The organism is Roseovarius halophilus (ex Wu et al. 2025) (genome assembly GCF_047086965.1).
Genome location: NZ_JBKOTX010000005.1, coordinates 18,332 through 34,085 on the forward strand (window position 1 = coordinate 18,332; position 15,754 = coordinate 34,085).

At 64.5% G+C, this 15,754-nt stretch carries 12 protein-coding genes; 7 read left to right on the forward strand and 5 right to left on the reverse strand.

Features of this window, described 5'->3' with window-relative positions:
• Nucleotides 1–14: 14 nt before the first annotated feature.
• Complete coding sequence (locus ACH107_RS01690; protein ID WP_412504369.1) at nucleotides 15–2,012, reverse strand: bifunctional 2',3'-cyclic-nucleotide 2'-phosphodiesterase/3'-nucleotidase; 1,998 nt, start codon at nucleotides 2,010–2,012, stop codon at nucleotides 15–17.
• A gap of 170 nt (nucleotides 2,013–2,182) precedes the next feature.
• Here ACH107_RS01690 and nudC point away from each other — a divergent pair, with 170 nt between their 5' ends.
• Nucleotides 2,183–3,154 (forward strand): NAD(+) diphosphatase, encoded by a 972-nt coding sequence (gene nudC, locus ACH107_RS01695; RefSeq protein ID WP_412504370.1) that lies wholly within the window; start codon nucleotides 2,183–2,185, stop codon nucleotides 3,152–3,154.
• A gap of 47 nt (nucleotides 3,155–3,201) precedes the next feature.
• Nucleotides 3,202–3,684 carry an SRPBCC family protein gene (locus ACH107_RS01700; RefSeq protein WP_412504371.1) on the forward strand — a complete coding sequence of 161 codons (483 nt, stop codon included), beginning with the start codon at nucleotides 3,202–3,204 and terminating at the stop codon, nucleotides 3,682–3,684.
• Between the two features lie 93 nt (nucleotides 3,685–3,777).
• Here the strand turns inward: ACH107_RS01700 and ACH107_RS01705 are convergent, their stop codons facing one another.
• Nucleotides 3,778–3,936 carry a hypothetical protein gene (locus tag ACH107_RS01705; protein WP_412504372.1) on the reverse strand — a complete coding sequence of 53 codons (159 nt, stop codon included), beginning with the start codon at nucleotides 3,934–3,936 and terminating at the stop codon, nucleotides 3,778–3,780.
• 274 nt (nucleotides 3,937–4,210) lie between these two features.
• Entirely contained in the window at nucleotides 4,211–5,044 is an 834-nt protein-coding gene (locus ACH107_RS01710; protein ID WP_412504373.1) for a prephenate dehydratase, read from the reverse strand.
• A 129-nt stretch (nucleotides 5,045–5,173) separates the two neighbouring features.
• Between ACH107_RS01710 and ACH107_RS01715 the strand changes: the two genes are divergently transcribed.
• From ACH107_RS01715 to ACH107_RS01735, 5 genes are all read left to right on the forward strand, one after another.
• A complete protein-coding gene (locus tag ACH107_RS01715) occupies nucleotides 5,174–6,238 on the forward strand; it encodes a c-type cytochrome (RefSeq protein WP_412504374.1) in 1,065 nt (354 codons plus the stop codon).
• Between the two features lie 184 nt (nucleotides 6,239–6,422).
• Nucleotides 6,423–8,363: an extracellular solute-binding protein gene (locus ACH107_RS01720; RefSeq protein WP_412504375.1), complete on the forward strand. Its 1,941-nt coding sequence runs from the start codon at nucleotides 6,423–6,425 to the stop codon at nucleotides 8,361–8,363.
• Between the two features lie 74 nt (nucleotides 8,364–8,437).
• Nucleotides 8,438–9,520, forward strand: coding sequence for a microcin C ABC transporter permease YejB (locus ACH107_RS01725; RefSeq protein WP_412504376.1), 1,083 nt, complete (start codon nucleotides 8,438–8,440; stop codon nucleotides 9,518–9,520).
• Between the two features lie 120 nt (nucleotides 9,521–9,640).
• Nucleotides 9,641–10,747 (forward strand): ABC transporter permease, encoded by a 1,107-nt coding sequence (locus ACH107_RS01730; RefSeq protein ID WP_412504377.1) that lies wholly within the window; start codon nucleotides 9,641–9,643, stop codon nucleotides 10,745–10,747.
• Entirely contained in the window at nucleotides 10,744–12,339 is a 1,596-nt protein-coding gene (locus ACH107_RS01735; protein ID WP_412504378.1) for an ABC transporter ATP-binding protein, read from the forward strand. The genes ACH107_RS01730 and ACH107_RS01735 overlap by 4 nt, the downstream gene beginning before the upstream one ends.
• A 31-nt stretch (nucleotides 12,340–12,370) precedes the next feature.
• Here ACH107_RS01735 and ACH107_RS01740 read toward each other — a convergent pair whose 3' ends face one another.
• Both ACH107_RS01740 and ACH107_RS01745 read right to left on the reverse strand, forming a co-directional pair.
• A complete protein-coding gene (locus ACH107_RS01740) occupies nucleotides 12,371–13,813 on the reverse strand; it encodes a hypothetical protein (RefSeq protein ID WP_412504379.1) in 1,443 nt (480 codons plus the stop codon).
• Nucleotides 13,814–13,907: 94 nt separating this feature from the next.
• Nucleotides 13,908–15,707 (reverse strand): beta strand repeat-containing protein, encoded by a 1,800-nt coding sequence (locus tag ACH107_RS01745; protein WP_412504380.1) that lies wholly within the window; start codon nucleotides 15,705–15,707, stop codon nucleotides 13,908–13,910.
• Between the last annotated feature and the right edge of the window lie 47 nt (nucleotides 15,708–15,754).

Here is a 15,754-nt window from a genome sequence, read left to right on the forward strand (position 1 = left end):
TTGTGATATACGGGTCATTCGACGGATTCGCAAGCCGCCGCGACATGCGGGCCCCGATCCATGGGCAGAAGAAGGCGCAGGAAGCCCGCCGGGGTTTGGCCGGTCACCGAGGCCGCCAGTCTTTCAAGCTCTTCGGGATAGCGCCGTAGCCCCGGCCCGGTGTCGAAAAGTGCCGATGTTCCCGCGGGCAGGGCGCGGAAGTGCCATATGGGCGGTGATGCCGATACCCGGATCGTACCCAGCCGGGCCACGTGCCGCGCCACGAGGTCCCGAACCGGCCGGTTTCCCACGTGCACCAGCCTGCCGTCGGTCAGGTCCGCGTAAGGGCCGGACCCGAACGCGCGGTAACTGTTCGTGGCAAGGATGAATTCTGCCTTGTCGTCCAGCGGTTTCCCGTTGAAGTGCAGCGCGCGGATCCGGCGCGCACCCGCGTCAACCAAGTTACCCGTGCCATCGTAGCGCGCCGGTTGCGACAGGTCGACACGATAGCTCAGCCCGTCGATGACGTCGAAGTCGTGGCCCGGTATCGTCATGTCGCGCAGTCTCTGGTCGGTGTCGCCCGGTATCAGCCGGTTGAAGCAGATCGCGGCCCGTTCCAGCCAGTCGCGCACTTCCGCCCCGGTCAGGCGCAGGCCGCACAACGTATTGGGAAAACAGTACAGATCAGCGGCATGCCGCAGGCTGAGCGGCCCCGGCGGAATATCGGTATAGTGTTCCGCGCCGCCACGGCCGCCTGTTCGGAACGGGGCCGAGGCCGACAGGACGGGCAGGCCGGCATGCGGGCTGCCCGACAACGCCTCGGTCAGCGCGGCACGCTGCGCCGCGGTGACAAGGCGCAGCGCCGGATCATCCCGCACGAGCGACAGGTAACTGTGCAGCGCCGTGGCGCTGTGCCCGATCGGTTTCCGGATAAGTTGCCGTGTCCGGTCATGCGCGGGTTTCAGGACCTTGCGCAGCGTCCCGTCCTCGGGGGTGAGCGCGTCTTGCGCGTCCCGCGCCACCGGGCGTGCCTCGCAGCGATGCGACGCGACCTGCCAGCCATCCGGCGTTTTGCGAAGGTCAAGGTCGATCACGCCCAGATGCGACCCCTTGAACCCGCCCATTACCGTCGGCACCCCGTGAAGGCGGCCATTGAGAGGGTCGACACCGTCCGGAGGTGGCCCCCCCGCACGATCCGGCACGGGGAAGGTCTCGTGCGTGTGCCCGGCAAGGATCGCGTCGATGCCGTCAACCCGCGCGAGCGGTCTGAGCGCGTTTTCCATGCCCGGCCGGGCAGGGCCGGGATCAATGCCGCTATGCGCAAGGATCACGACAATGTCCGCGCCCGCCGCGCGCACCTGCGGCACGCGGGCCCGCGCCGTGTCGACGATGTCACGGCTCGTGACCTCGCCGCTCAGGGCCGCGTGATCCCAGACCATGACCTGCGGCGGCAGAAGGCCGATGATGCCGATCCGCAGGTCGTGGCGCGCGCCCGCATCGTCGGTGAAGCATCGATCAAGCATGACATAGGGCGGCAGCAGCGTGTCGTCGTCGGCCGGTGTCGCGCCCTCGCACGTTATCGCGTTGGCGCATGTAACGGGGAATTCCGCTTCGGACACCGCTTGCAGCAACCGGGTCAATCCGAAGTTGAACTCGTGATTGCCAAGCGCCGCCGCATCGTAGCGCAGCGCGTTCATCGCCAGCATCACCGGGTGCGGCCCTGCCCACCGGCCCGAGGAATGCGGCAAAAGGTCGCTCAGCGGGGTCCCCTGCAGGAAGTCGCCGTTGTCGAAAAGCAGGCAGTTGCGCGCTTCCCGGCGGGCTTCCGCGATCAGCGTGGCGGTACGCGTCAGGCCGTAAGGCCGCGCCGCCAGATCGGCGTAATAATCATGCGCCACTAGGTTGGCATGCACATCGGTCGTTTCCAGCAGGCGAAGCCTCAGTGATGGCCGTGCGGGCAGGGCGCCGGGCCGCGGCCGGCGCCGCGCGTCTGCGTCTGATGTGTGGCCCGGTAAATAGGCGGGTGCTGGCATTGAGGCTGAACCGAAAGATTTGGACCCTACACTTTCGTATGATTGGTGCAACAGGCGGCATCATGCAACCCAAGCGCGAAAATTATGCCGCTGCACACGGTTGGCGGCGTCTCCAGGAGCTGCCTTGTTCCTCGCTGCCCCACGTGCAAACAAGGGCCAAGGGAGGCGTGATGCAACGAGCAGAATCAGTCACATTCGGAGGATCCGGTCTCGACAGGGCCGCCGATCTGCGCGGCGACGCGCAGGCCCAGCAGATGCGCATTGACGAAGGGCTTGCGGCGACAATCGTGCTGTGGCGGGGCAAGCCGATGGTGGCCGGCAGCCAGCGCGACAGCCTGGCCTTGCTGCCGATGGACCATCCGCTGCTGGCCGGCCCTGCCTTGCCGCGCATCCTGCTGGGGCGCGAGGCATCCGGCCGGCTCATCTATGCCCACGATATCTCGGGGTGGCAGCCCGACGGGGTCGATCCGGCGTGTCTAGACGGGTTTTCCGACGAGACCGAACAGCGGCATCCATTGGCGCCGCGTAACTGCGTCTTTGCCGAGCTTCGGCGCATCATGGCGCGCCTGAGCCCGCGGGACGCGGAACTGGCCGCGACGGCCAGGGCCGTTGCAGGATGGCATGTCAGCCATCGTTTCTGCGCGCGCTGCGGCGGCGAAAGCCGGCTGGTCCTCGACGGTTGGCAACGGCGGTGCGACGCGTGCGGGGGGCAGCATTTCCCGCGCACCGATCCTGTCGTGATCATGCTTGTCACGTGGGGCAATTCCGTGCTTGTGGGGCGTTCGCCGGGCTGGCCGGAGGGGATGTATTCCCTGCTCGCCGGTTTCGTCGAGCCGGGCGAGACGATCGAGGCCGCCGTGCGGCGCGAGGTGCGCGAGGAAACCGCCATCGAGGTGGGCGCGGTGACCTATCTTGCAAGCCAGCCCTGGGCGTTTCCGGCGTCCCTGATGTTCGGCTGCCGTGGCGAGGCGCTCAACCGCGACATCAGCATCGACCCCGCCGAGATCGAGGACGCCATGTGGATCACGCGGGAAGACATGCTGACCGCCCATGCCGGTGAGCATCCTTTCCTCAAACCGGCGCGCGAAGGCGCGATCGCGCATTTCCTTCTGCGCAACTGGCTTGCGGACACCCTCGATTGACGCGAGAATGATCGCGACGGGCAGTTGTATGAAAAGAGTGGCAGCACATGATGCAGTTCGGCACCAGGGAAGACATCGCAGCGCCGGTTGATCACGTGTTCGCCGAGCTGTCCGATTTCCACGCCTTCGAAAGATCGGCGCTGCGGCGCGGGGCCGACGTTCAGAGGGTTGACACCCTGAAAGCCGTCGGACCGGGCATGGCGTGGGACATCTCCTTTCGTCTCAGGGGCAAGCAGCGCAAGATCAAGATGGAACTCAGCGCCTATGAACCGCCCACGCGCATGGTCTTTTCCTCGCGATCCACCTCGATGGGCGGCACGATGACGGTTGATCTTGTCGCGCTTTCCCGGGGGCGCACACGGATGGCGCTCGATATCGAGCTGGTCCCCAAGACCCTTTCGGCCAAGTTGCTGGTGCAATCGCTCAAACTGGCCCGTGGCAACCTGCGCAAGCGCTTCCGGCTGCGTGTAGCGGATTTCGCGAACGATATCGAGGACCGTTACAAGGGGGCGGTCGGCGACATGCGGTGACGCATGGCAAAACGCGCCGCCTGTGACAAGGCGGCGCGTCTGGTTGGGGAACACCCACTTTCATCGGATGCCGTGAAGCAGGCTTGCGTGGTGTCACCCAATGTGGTTCCCGCGCTCATCCGCGCTGAGCTCGGCGATATGCGTCGGGCGCTCGTCGGCGCTGAGCTCGGCCGTGACCGTGGCCGACTGGATCGCGGTGGTTGCTGACAGTGCAAGAGCAGCGCTGATTGCTGTAAAGCTGAGGATACGCATGGCTTCTTCCTTTCCATCGTTGTCCCGGCGTGTCCTGCCGGGGTTAAGGCTGGCTTGGCGCCCGCCTTTCGTACCAACGATCTGGGAGCCCCGAGCGGGATTGAAAGGATCGGTACTCGCACCGTGAAAGTGCGCTCACGCACATTCTCGCGCATGTGAGCGGCGGAGGGTGCGTAGATCACCATTTGGTGATCGCAGGTTGGCGCTGCCACGGCCGAAATTCCGGCCGATCGGCACGAAGGCGGCCTGACAGCCCCCGCCACGCGGCCGGCGCCTAGTGACGGCGCGGATCCGCCGGGTAAACCCCGAGCATCGTGATTTCCGACGTGAAATAATCCAGTTCGTCCAGGGCGCGCTTGACCGCCGGATCCTCGGGATGCCCCTCGATGTCGGCGTAGAACTGCGTCGCGTGGAACGATCCCCCCAACATGTAGCTTTCGAGCTTGGTCATGTTCACGCCGTTGGTGGCGAAGCCGCCCATCGCCTTGTACAGCGCGGCGGGGATGTTGCGGACCTGGAAAACGAAGGTGGTCATCATCCCGTCATCGCCCCGGCGGGAATGATCCGGATGGCGCGACATCACCAGAAAGCGCGTGCGGTTGTTGCCTTCGTCCTCGATGTGCCGTGCCAGCACGTCCAACCCGTAGATCTCGCCGGCCAGTTCCGAGGCGAGCGCGGCCAGCGCCGGGTCTCCGCGATCGGCCACTTCCCGGGCCGACCCGGCGGTATCGGCACCGCTGACGCGGCGGATGTCGTGCCGTTCAAGGAATTCGCGGCACTGCCCCAGAAGCATGGTGTGGCTCATCGCGCGTTCGATCTGCCCCAGCTTGGCGCCGTGCAGCGCCAGCAGGTTTATGTGCACGCGCACGAAGGCTTCGCCCACGATATGCAGCCCCGAGGACGGCAGAAGGTGATGGATATCGGCAACGCGCCCGAAGGTGGAATTCTCTACCGGCAACATGGCGAGTTCGGCACGCCCCGTGCGCACGGCGTCCATCGCATCCTCGAAGGTGCGGCAGGGCATCGCTTCCATCTCGGGATAGGTCTCCCGGCAGGCCTGGTGCGAATAGGCGCCTGGTTCGCCCTGAAAAGCAATGCGGTCTGTCATTGTGGTCAATCCTGTCGCGGCCCGGACCGGGCGTTTGGTCGCGCAAACTACACCTTGCGTCGGACAAGGGGAAGCGGATAGATACCCCGTCAAGGGATACCAAATGGAAACGGGCCTATGTTCGATACGATGACACTTACGAAGATCGTCGGCAGCTTCTGCGGGGCGCTGCTGGTGTTCATGATGGGCAACTGGGCGGCGGAAACGCTTTATTCGATGGGTGGCGGCCACGGCGGCGATCATCAACAGGCATACGTGATCGACACTGGCGAGGACGAGGAGGACACCGCGGCGGCCGAGGATACCGGCCCGACCTTCGCGGAATTGTTCGTCAGCGCGGATGCCGGCAAGGGCGAGCGTGTTTTCAACAAGTGCAAGGCGTGCCACGCGCTTGAGCAGGGGGCCAACGGTGTTGGTCCCTACCTGTATGGCGTGGTTGGCCGGGAAACCGGCGGTGCCGAGGGGTACACGACTTACTCCGGCGCCCTGGGCGAAGTCACGGATGCATGGACCCCGCGCGAACTGGACGCCTTCCTGGAAAACCCGGCCGGCTACGCGCCCGGTACGTCGATGGGCTTCGCGGGTCTGCGCAAGCCCGAGGATCGTGCCAACGTGATCGCTTACCTTGATCAGACCGACGGCGACACCTACGAGATGGATCTGCCCGAGGAACAGGCCGAGGCCGGCGATTCCGGCGCGGACATGGCCGAGGAAACCGCGGACGCGTCAGCCGCGACGGAAATGACCACGGAAACCGAAGACGGCGCAACGGCGGATGCGGCCGAAACCACCGAGGAATCCGGCGCGGCCGAGGGCATGGCCGAAGCCGATACGCAAGCCGATACGTCGGACAGCGGGCAATCAGGGTTCGCCGCCAAGGTCGCGGCAGCCGACCCGGCGGAAGGCAAGAAAGTGTATCGCCAATGCCAAGCCTGCCACGTGGCCGACAAGGAACAGAATCGCGTCGGGCCGCACCTCGTGAACCTGATCGACCGCGAGATCGCCAGCGTGGACGGCTTCAACTATTCCGACGCGCTGACCGGTCTCGACGGCGGATGGACAGTGGATGAATTGAACGCCTGGCTGGAGGATCCGCGCGGTTACGCGCCCGGTAACCGCATGAGCTACCCCGGCCTCCGGTCCGAGGAGGAGCGCGCGGCGGTCATCGCCTATCTCGAGTCGCTCGGCGGCTGATCGGCCACGCCGACTCCGACACTGGTTACAAGGGCCGCCGGCTGCCCGTGTCGGCGGCCCTCCGCATGTCAGGTCCATGCAAGAGGTCATGCGGGTGTTTCGGCGCTTGAAAGACAGCCCCGCCCTCATTTAGCTTGCCGGTAACAGGAAAAGCGCCACCTCGGTGGGCAAATAGGAGATGCGCATGACCCGACCCCGCAGCCGGGCCAAGGCCCGGGCGCTCGGCCATCTTGGTCAAATGGTCGTTCCGGCCGTTGGCCTGTGGCTTGCGATGGCGATCGTTGCCATTGCGCCCGCCGCGGCGGACGAACAGCAGATCATCCGCAGCCATGGCTATTCCTTCTTCGGCGACCTGAACTACCCACCCGATTACAAGCATTTCGACTATGTGAACCCCGATGCACCGAAGGGCGGCGAGATTTCCATCGCGCTCAGCGGCACGTTCGATTCGATGAACCCGTACACGCGCAAGGGGCGCGCCGCGGCATTGGCCACCGTCATGTACGAAAGCCTCCTCGGCCAGACGCTGGCCGGAAACGGCTCGTTGCCCGCCGACGATTATGACGAGATGTACGGTCTTCTGGCCCACACCGTCGAATATCCCGAGGACAAGTCGTGGGTGATCTTTCACATGCGCCCCGAGGCGCGGTTTTCCGACGGCACCCCCGTCACGGCGCACGACGTGGCCTTCTCGCACAACCTGCTGCTGGATCAGGGGCTGCAGAGCTATGCCGAAGCGGTCCGCAAGCGCATACCCGAAGTCGAGGTCATCGACGACCACACGATCAAGTTCCGCTTCGCCGACGGTATCTCGCGCCGCTCCCTGATCGACCAGGTCGGCACGGTGCCCGTCTGGTCGAGGAAATGGTACGAGGAAACCGGCGCGCGGCTTGACGAAAGCAGGCTCGAAGTCTCGCCCGGTTCAGGCCCGTACGTGATCGACAAGGTCGATGTGAACCGGCGCGTCGTCTACAAGCGGAATCCCGATTACTGGGGATGGGACCTGCCGATCAACCGGGGACGGCACAATTTCGACGAGATACGGCTGGAATATTTCACCGACGCCACGACCGCGTTCGAGGCCTTCAAGGCGGGCGAGGTCACCTTTCGCGGCGAATCCGACCCCAAGAAATGGGCCAGTTTCTACGAGTTTCCGGCAGTCGAGAACGGCCTTGTCAAACGCGAGGAACTGCCCGACGGCTCCCCGCCGACCATGACGGGCATCGTGTTCAACCTCGGGTCCGAGGTGCTGCAGGACAAACGGGTTCGCATGGCCATCGCCTATGCCTTCAACTTCGAATGGACCAACGCTTCGCTCTATTACGGCCTTTACGAACAGCAGCGGTCCTTCTCGCACGGGACGCATCTCGAGGCCGAGGGCCTGCCCGAGGGCGACGAGCTGGCATTCCTCGAGTCACTGGGCGATCTCGTGCCGCCCGAGGTACTGACCGAGGCCCCCTACCTGCCGCATGACTCCGACCCCGATCGCCTGCTCAGCCGTGGCAACATGCGCAAGGCGATCCGCCTTCTGGGCGATGCGGGCTGGACAGTCGGTGACGACGGCAAGCTGCGCAACGACGCGGGCAGGGTGATGCGGCTCGATTTCCTGTTCAACGCCAGCGGTGAGCCCACGCAGGAAGCACTCGGGCAGGCATTCGTCCAGAACCTGCAGAAGCTGGGCATCGACGCCCGGTTCGAGGCCGTGGATTCGGCCCAGTACACCAAGCGCGAGCGGGATCGCGATTATGACCTCGTGTTCGATGGCTATCCCTCGCTTCTGGGTACGGGCACCGGGCTTGCACAGCGCTTCGGCTCCGAGGCGGCCGCGTACAGCCTGTTCAACCCGGCCGGGCTGGCCAGCCCGCTCGTTGACCGCATCATCGAGCGGTCGTTGCGCACCGAAAGCCAGCAGCAAGAGGACATGACCATGCGCGCCCTCGACCGCGCGCTGCGACACGCATTCTTCCTGATCCCGGACGGGTTCGCGCCAGATCACTGGGTCGCCTACTGGGACAAGTACGACCACCCCGATCAGATACCGCCCTACAGCCTCGGCACTCTGGACTTCTGGTGGGAGGACCCCGAAAAGGCGCAGGCGCTCGAAACCTCGGGGGCCTTGCAATGACGCTGCTCCCCGTCGCGGCGGATGCGCGCGCATGTCATCCCGCGCCGGGCGGCGCGGCGGGGAGGGCCGTCTAGGTGGGCGCCTATATCCTGCGCAGACTGTTGCTGATCATTCCCACGCTTCTGGGGATCATGGTGATCAATTTCGTGCTGGTCCAGTTCGTGCCGGGCGGCCCGGTCGAACAGGCCATCGCGCAGATGCAGGGGCAGGGCGACGTCTTCGGCGGTTTCGCCGGCGGGGGCGAGGATTCCACGCTCCGCGAGAGCGAGGGCGAAGGCTACGCCGGTGCCCGTGGCCTGCCGCCGGAATTCATCGAGGAGCTCAAGGCGCAGTACGGTCTGGACAAGCCGCCGCTGCAACGCTTCATCGACATGATGTGGAACTACATGCGCTTCGATTTCGGGGAGAGTTATTTCCGTTCCATCAGCGTGACGGACCTCGTGCTGGAAAAGATGCCGGTCAGTATCTCGCTCGGGCTGTGGTCCACCATCATCGCCTATCTCGTTTCGATCCCGCTCGGCATTCGCAAGGCGGTGCATGACGGGTCGCGTTTCGACAGCTGGACGAGCGGGGTCATCATCGCGGCCTATGCCATCCCGGCTTTCCTGTTCGCGATCATGCTGCTGGTCCTGTTCGCAGGCGGCAGCTACTTTCAACTCTTCCCGCTGCGAGGGCTGACCTCGGACAACTGGGAACAGTTCAGCCTTTGGGGCAAGGTGGTGGATTACCTCTGGCACATCACGCTGCCGGTGCTGGCCTCCACCATCGCGGCCTTCGCGACCCTGACACTGCTGACCAAGAACAGCTTCCTCGACGAGATCAAGAAGCATTACGTCATGACGGCCCGCGCGAAGGGGCTCAAGGAAAGCCGGGTACTCTACGGGCATGTTTTCCGCAACGCCATGCTGATCGTGATCGCGGGTTTCCCGACGGTGTTCATCGGCATCTTCTTCGGCGGCTCGGTCCTGATCGAGACGATCTTCTCGCTTGACGGTCTTGGCCGCCTTGGCTTCGAGGCGGCGGTTGGGCGCGACTACCCGGTGATGTTCGGCACGCTGTTCCTCTTCGGTCTGATCGGGCTCGTGGTCAACATCCTGTCCGACCTGATGTACGTGCTTGTCGATCCGCGCATCGACTTCGAGAAGCGGGAGGGCTGAGGCGATGACGCGGCTCGGCATACAGACCCCGCGCGTGGCAGCGGCACGGGGGCGTTGGCCGCTCGTGATGCGCGCCGGTCACCGGGATGTTCTCGGGCAACACAAAACGGTGCGCCGGGCATGAGGCTGTCACCGCTGAACCGGCGCCGGTGGCGCAATTTCCGGCGCAACCGGCGCGCCTTCTGGTCGCTCATCCTGTTTGCCGTGCTCTTCGCGGTGGCCCTGCCGGCAGAGTTCGTGGCGAATGACAAGCCAATTCTCGTTCAGTATCGCGGCGGCTATTACATGCCGATTTTCAATTTCTACTCGGAGCAGGAATTCGGCGGCGACTTCGCCACCGAGGCGATATACCGCGACCCCGAGGTTGAATGCCTGATCGTGTCGGGCGGCTTGACCGAGTGTTTCGACGACCCTGCGGGCATCATCGCCGACGCCAGTGACGGGGAGGTCGCGGGCACGCCGATCCAGAAGGGCTGGACCCTCTGGCCCCCCATCCCCTACAGCTTCGACACGCCCGTTGACCGCCCGGGTGCCGCGCCGCTGCCGCCCAACGCTCAGAACCTGCTTGGGACGGACGATACCAAGCGTGACGTTCTGGCCCGGGTCATCTACGGGTTCCGCCTGTCGGTGATGTTCACCCTCATCGTGACCGCGCTGTCCTCGCTCATCGGGATCTTCGCCGGCGCGATACAGGGCTATTTCGGGGGCTGGCTGGACCTGATCTTCCAGCGCATCATCGAGATCTGGGCGGCGACGCCGCAAATCTACGTCATCATCATCCTCTTCGCGATCCTGCCGCGCAGTTTCTGGCTTTTGGTCGGGATCACGGTGCTGTTCGGCTGGATGGCGCTCGTGGGCGTGGTGCGTGCCGAGTTCCTGCGCGCGCGCAATCTCGAATATGTCCGCGCGGCCAAGGCCCTTGGCGTGGGCAACCTGACGATCATGTTCCGCCACATGCTGCCCAACGCGATGGTCGCCACGTTGACCATGCTGCCCTTCGTCATCACCGGGACGATCTCGTTGCTGGCCGGGCTCGATTTCCTCGGCTTCGGCCTGCCGTCCTCGGCGCCGTCGCTCGGCGAACTGACCCTGCAGGCCAAGCAGAACCTGCAAGCGCCGTGGCTGGCCTTCACCGCCTTCTTCGCCTTCGCCATCATGCTGTCGCTGCTTGTCTTCATCTTCGAAGGCGTGCGCGACGCCTTCGATCCGCGGAAGACCTTCGAATGAGCCTGCTCGAAGTCAAGGACCTCTCCGTCGCCTTCAAGCAGGACGGCGCGACCATCCCGGCGGTCCGGGGGGTCTCGTTCTCGGTGGACCGCGGCGAGACCGTCGCGATCGTGGGCGAGTCCGGGTCGGGCAAGTCGGTGACAGCGCTTTCGACCGTGTCGCTTCTTGGGCCGTCGGCGCGGGTGTCGGGGCACGTCACCTACGATGGCCAGCAGATGATCGGTGCCTCGGACAAGCTGCTGCGAAAGGTACGCGGCAATGACATCAGTTTCATTTTCCAGGAACCGATGACATCGCTCAACCCGCTTCACACGCTGGAAAAACAGCTCTGTGAAAGCCTCGAAATCCACCAGGGCCTGACAGGCGACAAGGTGCGCGACCGGATCGTCGAACTGCTGACCCGGGTCGGGATACGCGATGCCGAAAGCCGGCTGGGTGCCTACCCGCACCAGTTGTCGGGCGGGCAGCGGCAGCGGGTGATGATCGCGATGGCCCTTGCCAACAAGCCCGACATCCTGATCGCGGACGAGCCGACAACGGCGCTCGACGTCACGATTCAGGCGCAAATCCTCGACCTGCTGGCCGAACTGAAGCGGGAAGAAAGGATGGGCCTGCTGTTCATCACCCATGACCTCGCGATCGTGGAACGCTTCGCCGATCGCGTCTGCGTGATGAAGGACGGCGAGATCGTCGAAAGCGGCCCCACGGCCGAGTTGTTCGCCAACCCGGGCCACGACTATACCCGTAAACTGCTTGCCGCGCGTCCCTCGGGGGAACCGGCGCCGGTGCCCGCCGAGGCCGAGACGCTGGTCGAAACTGAGGGGCTACGCGTCTGGTTCCCCATCCACAAGGGATTCCTGCGGCGCACCGTCGATCACGTCAAGGCCGTCAACGATGCCAGCATCTCGGTCCGGGCGGGAGAGACGCTGGGCCTCGTGGGCGAGAGCGGATCGGGCAAGACAACGCTGGCGCTGGCCATCATGCGGCTGATCCAGTCCGAGGGGCGGATCACCTTCGGCGGCGAGAACGTGAACACGTGGTCCACCCGGCGCCTGCGCAAGCGGCGGGCGCAGATGCAGATCGTCTTCCAGGATCCGTTCGGCAGCCTCAGTCCGCGGATGACCTGCGAACAGATCATCGCCGAGGGGCTCGGCGTTCACGGCAAGCCCGATGACCGCGCCGTGCGGGATCTCGTGGCCGAGGTTATGGAGGAGGTCGAGCTCAACCCGGCGACCATGGACCGCTACCCGCACGAGTTCTCGGGCGGGCAGCGGCAGCGCATCGCCATCGCCCGCGCCATGATCCTCCGGCCCCGTCTGGTGGTGCTGGACGAACCCACGAGCGCGCTCGACATGACGGTGCAGGTGCAGATCGTCGACCTGCTGCGACGCCTGCAGGTGAAACACGGTCTGGCCTATCTGTTCATCAGTCACGACCTGAACGTGGTGCGCGCCATGAGCCACCAGGTGGTCGTCATGAAACAGGGCGACATCGTCGAGGCCGGCGCGGCGCAGGCCCTCTTCGACAACCCGAGAACCGAGTACGCGCGCACCCTGTTGCACGCGGCGCTCGACTTGGCCGTTCAGGCCTGACCGCGCGCCGGATGGTGCCCGTCCTCGCCAGTCACTGACGCACGGTTGCCGTGTTGCCCGTGCCCGTCTGGCGGATGTCGGCGATGTTGCCGTTTCCGTCCTGGCTCACGCTGAACTGGTTGCCGTTCCCGTTGACGCTGGCGATGACGGCGTTCCGGCTGCCGTCCTGCAGCGTCGCGAAGTGGTTGGCGTCGCCCGTGACCGAGATGATCGAGAAATTTTCCGTCCCGGTCTGCCGGAAGTCACCCGGCACCAGCACCGGTGACGCCACGGCGCCCGTGAAACCGCCGGCATTGTTGTTGTCCGATCCCTGAATGTCGAGCTCGAAGAAATTGCTGCCGCGTTGGCTCACCCGGCCGAGGTTCGCGTGGCCCACCACGGTTATCTCGGCCATGTTGTCGCCGCCAAGACCGCCGTCAAAGCCCTGTTGAACCGTGAAATCGTTGTCGTCACCGCTGATCGCGAGCTCGGCGGTATTCGTGCCGACCTGTGTCACCAGTATCTGGTTGCGGTCGCTCAGGCTGGCGGGGCGGCTCGGCCGGCGGGTGTCGAGGTCGATCAAGGCCGTGTTCGTGCCCAGCTGGTCGACGCCGATCGTGTTGTCATCCCCCTCGATCGGGGCGAGCGCGATATCGTTCTCCGTCCCGTCCTGCCGCAGCCCGAACTGGTTGTCGTCCCCGCTGACCGTGATGAACCCGACCGAGTTCATGCGTCCAGCTTGGCGAACGCCGAAATCGTTCCCGTCGCCAATGATCAACAGGTTCATGAAGTGGCCGTTGCCCCGTTCGTCTTGGGTGCCGGCCTCCTGGATCAGGCCGCTGCTGGTTATGCCGGGCACATCCGCGTAGCCTGTCAGGGGATTGGTGCCATTGCGCACACCGCGCATGACGACGGTGATCTGGTTGGGCTGCCCCTGTGCCACGCTGTTGGTGAACTGGTCGATCAGGGCGATACGGTTGCCATCGCCCTCTTGCGTGATATCGGCGGTCTGCGCGGCCTGACCCGAAAGCTGTTCTTGCCGGACCTCCTCGACGCTGTGCGCCCCGTCGCCGGATTGGCGGATGATCAGCGTGTTCGCCCCGTTCGTCACGCTCCCGCGCGAGAGCTGTTGAACACTCCCGACGGAATTGCCGTCTGCCGTCTGCTCGATCCGGATCCTGTTGAAAATCCTGTCGGTATTCTCGCGGCCAAGCTGCCGCAGCCCCGGCGCCGCCAGCCCGACGGTGTTGACCGTGCCCGTCTGGCGAATGTCGAGATCGTTGAAAATCCCGTCCTGCACCATCGGCAGGCTTTCGGCCCCGGCACGGTTAAGGCTGCCGGTCTGTTCGATCCGGGCGGCGTTGTCGCGACCGATCTGGTCGATCACCGCCGCGTTGTCGGACACGGCCTGCGCCTGCGCGGCGCTTGACAAGACGATCACCCCGAAAACGGAGGCAAGGCAACGGGCGACGAAAGGAAACTTTGCAAAAGACATGGCGACTTCCCGGTCTGAATGGAAAATGGGCACCCGGCTTTGCGCCGGGGACCCGAATGGTCACGTTGGCGTGACCCTGAGCAAGGCCTACGGCTTACTGCGACACGCCGAGGTTGTTGAAGCTGCCGATCTGGCTGAACGTCGTCGAGCTGCCGTTGCCGACCTGGGCCACAGCAACCTCGTTGCCGAAGCCCGAGGTGATTGTACCGGTGATGCTGTTGCCGTTGCCGTCCTGCAGGAACGAGAACAGGTTGTCATCCGATTCGGTGCCCGAGGCGCCGACATTGAGCAGGATCGAGTTGTCCGAACCATCCTGCGTCAGGGTGCCCGGTGCGAGACGCCCGTCGAGCGTCGCGACCGTGGCCGCGTCACCGAAGAAGGTGCCATCGCCATTGTTACCGGCGGATGCGCTGTTGTTGTCGTCACCCCAGAGACTGACAGTGAGCGTGTTCTGGCCGAGAGCACCGCCTGACTGGTCAATCACCAGCAGGTTGTTGTCGCTCTCCAGGCTGCCGATGAAGTTGCCGTTCAGTTGCACGTTGGCCGAGTTGAAGCCCGATTGCGTCACCGACACGTCGTTGGTGTCGCCGGTGATGCCGACGGCGGCGGTGTTCTGGCCGATCTGGTCGATCGTCACGCTGTTGGTGTCGCCTTCGCCCGGGGAAACGAAGCTTAAAAAGAGCCCGGAACCATCGATTCTGACGCTGGCGGTGTTATTGCCGTCCTGATCGACGTCGACCTTGTTGGCGTTGCCAAGGATGACGATACCCGACGCGTTGCCGAGGGCGAGGCTGGCCTGATCGACGGTCACGAAGTTGTCGTCGCCGCCCGGCAGGACCCCGCCGATTTGCAGGCCGGAGCTGTTGTTGTCGCCGTCCTGATCGATGAACGCGTCGTTGCCCGAGCCGAGGATCCCGGCGGTGGAGCTGTTGCCGACACCATCCTGATCGGCTTCGAAGAGGTTGCCGTTGCCGAGAATCTGCAGCACCGAGCTGTTGTCACCGGTCTGCAGGATATCGACCTGGTTGTCGTCGCCGGTGATGACATCGACAACCGAGTCGTTGCCCAGGGCAATGGTGTCCTGCGCGACATTCACATCGTTGCGGTCGCCCTCGATGTCGACATCCGACTCGTTGCCGAGCCCGGTTTGAGTGACGCCGACAATATTATCGTCGCCGTGGATGTCGACAGCCGACTCGTTGTCGCCGTCCTGGTCGATGCTGACGATGTTGTCGTCGCCACGGTTGAATCTATCGTCGATCACCACGGTCGAAGTGTTGCCGTCGCCCGCCGCGCTGTCGTCCTGCACCACGTCGACATCGTTGGTGTTGCCCTCGATCTCGACATTCGAGTCGTTGGCGTCGCGGATCTGGGTGACGTCGACGGTGTTGTCGTCGCCGTCGATGGTGACGTCCGATTCGTTGTCATCGCCGCCTAGGAGCTGTGTGGTCTCCGGGGTGTTCACGAGGAACTCGGGCCCGACTGACGGAAACAACGGGTTCGGAATTTGCACGGCCGGAATAATCACCGTCTCGGGTTCTTGACTGACGGTCACCGTGTTCGAGTCGCCGACCGACAGGTTGTCGGCACGGTTGCCGTCGCCCTGCTGAGTGACGTTCGTATCGTTGTCGTCGCCGACCTGTGTGACGGTAGCGGTATTGCCGTCGCCCTGCTGCAGAACGTCGGTTTCATTGTCGTCGCCATCCTGATCGACCGTCGCGACCTGGTTCGCGCCGCCGCCGACCGAGCCATCTGCGCCGAGGTCCTGATTGATCAGCGCGGTGTTGTCGGCACCTGTTTGATCGAGGAATGCTTCATTGTCGTCTGCATAAGCGGCTGCCATTGAAAGCCCGAGCGCCGTGGTGCTGGTAAGAAAGACTTTGCTGAATGTCATCGGACTCTCCCGTAAATTGCTGGTCATATCAAGTCCCGGGGCGGCGG